Origin of the sequence: Pedobacter sp. (assembly GCF_035566355.1) — a bacterium.
GTDB lineage: Bacteria > Bacteroidota > Bacteroidia > Sphingobacteriales > Sphingobacteriaceae > Pedobacter.
The window spans coordinates 1-2,111 of record NZ_DATMRL010000394.1; the positions used below are offsets into that span (position 1 = coordinate 1).

Genomic DNA, 2,111 nt, shown 5'->3' on the forward strand with positions numbered 1-2,111 from the left:
AGAGAAATCGCTTTAAAAAAGGTGTAAGAAATGCAATAGATATGCATTTCCATGGTAAGAAGCATTTAAGTTTGGAAGGGCTTGAGCAGGCTTTAAAAAAACAGGGTATTTCGGTTGTCTTGAGAAAAAATCCGACAGGTCAAATCTATGGAATTACGTTTGTCGATCATATAAATAAATGTGTTTTTAATGGGCGTACATTAGGACCTGGCTATAGTATAAAATCTATACAAGAGAAATGCGAACCAACGAAAGTAAGCTTACGGCCAAGCACCCACGTGGAAGTTCGAGAAGTTAATATTGAAACCAATAGAAGAGAAAGGAGATCTAACTTTGGAAAATTTGAGCCTAAACAAGTTTCAACTAAGCCTAAGAGAAAATATGATTTTAGTAAAACTGAAAATATTAGGCCTCCTTTTAGTATGCTTAATGGCTACACTTCGTTAGGGCAACCACATCATAGCCCACATGGGGCTTCGGATTCTAAAGAAGGAATTTTTACCATCCTATTTGAAGCATATGAAACTGACTCGCAACTACCTCCAGAACTTAGAGCATCGAAATCTAAAAAGCGATATAAAAAAAAGAGATCATAAGTCATTTAACATTTAAAAATCAAAATTATGCAAACAGGAGAGAACGAACAGGCGCTAAGGAAAATTCTGGATATGACCAGACTGATTGCCGTTTTAATTTTGTTTATTCACGTCTATTATTATTGTTATGGAGCGTTTCAGCATTGGCATCTTACTCGATCGTTTACAGATCGAATTTTAGGAAATATAGGTCGTACAGGACTGCTCAAAAATTTTCATCTTTCCAAGTGCTGGGCACTTTGTTTTTTAGTAATTTCTTTGATAGGTGCCAAGGGGAGAAAAGATGAAAAAATGAATCACAAAACAGCTTTATATTATATTGTAACAGGCTTGTTAGTGTATTTTTTGAGTTTCTTGGTATTGAATGTGCAATTGCCGTTTGTGGAGAGGGCAGCTTTGTACATGGGGATAACTGGTATTGGATTCTTGTTAATTCTTTCTGGAGGGACATTATTGTCGAGGATTATTAAAAATAATCTGAATACTGGTGATGTATTTAACAGTGAAAACGAAACATTTCCACAAGAAGAAAGACTACTAGAAGACGAGTATTCAGTTAACTTACCCGCGATTTATAATTTGAAAGGGAAGGTTCGAAAAAGCTGGCTCAATTTCATCAATATTGCAAGGGGAGTGCTTGTTCTCGGAACCCCTGGAAGTGGAAAGAGTTTTTTTGTGATTCGGCATTTCATCACCCAAACGATTGCCAAAAATTACACCTGTCTGGTTTATGATATGAAATATCCAGATTTAAGTATCATCGCTTACAATGCTTGGCTCAAAAATCGGAAGAGTTTTAAGGTTGAGCCTAAGTTTTATGCGATCAATTTTGATGATCTCTCTAGAAGCCATCGTTGTAATCCGTTAGATCCTACCACTATGCTCGATATTACAGATGCAACGGAGTCTGCACGTACGATTCTGTTGGGTTTAAATAGGGAATGGATTAAGAAGCAAGGAGACTTCTTCGTAGAGTCTCCAATCAACTTAGTAACTGGTATCATCTGGTTTCTACGTAAATTTCAAAATGGTCAATATTGTACGTTACCTCACGTAATTGAATTTTTGCAGCTAGATTATGATAGCTTATTTACATTGCTGCGAATGGAGAAGGAGATAGAAGTATTGATTAACCCTTTTGTGAATGCTTATTTAAATGATGTTATGGAGCAGTTAGAGGGGCAGATTGCTTCTGCTAAGGTGGCTATGGGAAGATTAGCTTCACCCCAGCTGTACTATATTATGTCTGGGAATGATTTTAAATTGGACATCAATAATCCTGAAGATCCAAAGATCTTGTGTCTGGGCAATAACCCTCAAAAACTGCAGATTTATGGTGCTGTATTGTCTTTATATGTGAATCGGCTTTTGAAGCTTGTTAATCAGAAAGGAAAACTTAAAAATGCTTTGATCTTCGATGAGTTTCCTACGATATTTTTAAATGGAATTTCAAATCATATTGCAGTAGCGAGGGGATATAAATCTGCAACTGTTCTAGGTCTTCAAGATTTAAGT

The 2,111-nt window shown here is 36.2% G+C and carries 1 protein-coding gene and 1 pseudogene; both read left to right on the plus strand.

Translation table 11 applies throughout. The features are described 5' to 3' along the window. A pseudogene (locus VNZ46_RS15025) lies at nucleotides 1-596 on the plus strand (hypothetical protein); the annotation flags it as partial. Nucleotides 597-623: 27 nt separating this feature from the next. Further along, a partial coding sequence (locus VNZ46_RS15030) for a YWFCY domain-containing protein (protein ID WP_325560886.1) occupies nucleotides 624-2,111 on the plus strand: 1,488 nt, incomplete at its 3' end.